At 52.8% G+C, this 610-nt stretch carries 1 rRNA gene; it reads right to left on the bottom strand.

The window, feature by feature from the left end:
• Nucleotides 1–29: 29 nt before the first annotated feature.
• A 23S ribosomal RNA gene (locus BUB96_RS00005) occupies nt 30–610 on the bottom strand; the annotation flags it as partial.

Here is a 610-nt window from a genome sequence, read left to right as displayed (position 1 = left end):
CACAACACCTTACCTTTAACCCAACTTTGTTGGTTAAGTCCTCGACCGATTAGTACTGGTCCGCTCCATCTATCACTAGACTTCCACTTCCAGCCTATCTACCTGATCGTCTTTCAGGGGTCTTACTTCCTTAAAGGAATGGGAGATCTCATCTTAAAGGGGGCTTCACGCTTAGATGCTTTCAGCGTTTATCCTTTCCACACATAGCTACCCAGCTATGCCATTGGCATGACAACTGGTACACCAGCGGTGTGTCCATCCCGGTCCTCTCGTACTAAGGATGGCTCTCTTCAAATCTCCAACGCCCGCGACGGATAGGGACCGAACTGTCTCACGACGTTCTGAACCCAGCTCGCGTACCGCTTTAATGGGCGAACAGCCCAACCCTTGGGACCGACTACAGCCCCAGGATGCGATGAGCCGACATCGAGGTGCCAAACCTCCCCGTCGATGTGAACTCTTGGGGGAGATAAGCCTGTTATCCCCAGGGTAGCTTTTATCCGTTGAGCGATGGCCCTTCCATACGGAACCACCGGATCACTAAGCCCGACTTTCGTCCCTGCTCGACTTGTAAGTCTCGCAGTCAAGCTCCCTTCTGCCTTTGCACTCT

It is taken from the genome of Atopostipes suicloacalis DSM 15692, from assembly GCF_900129085.1.
Taxonomy (GTDB): Bacteria; Bacillota; Bacilli; order Lactobacillales; family Carnobacteriaceae_A; genus Atopostipes; species Atopostipes suicloacalis.
The sequence above is the reverse complement of the archived record's forward strand: the minus strand, read 5'-3'. Positions and strand labels throughout refer to the sequence as shown.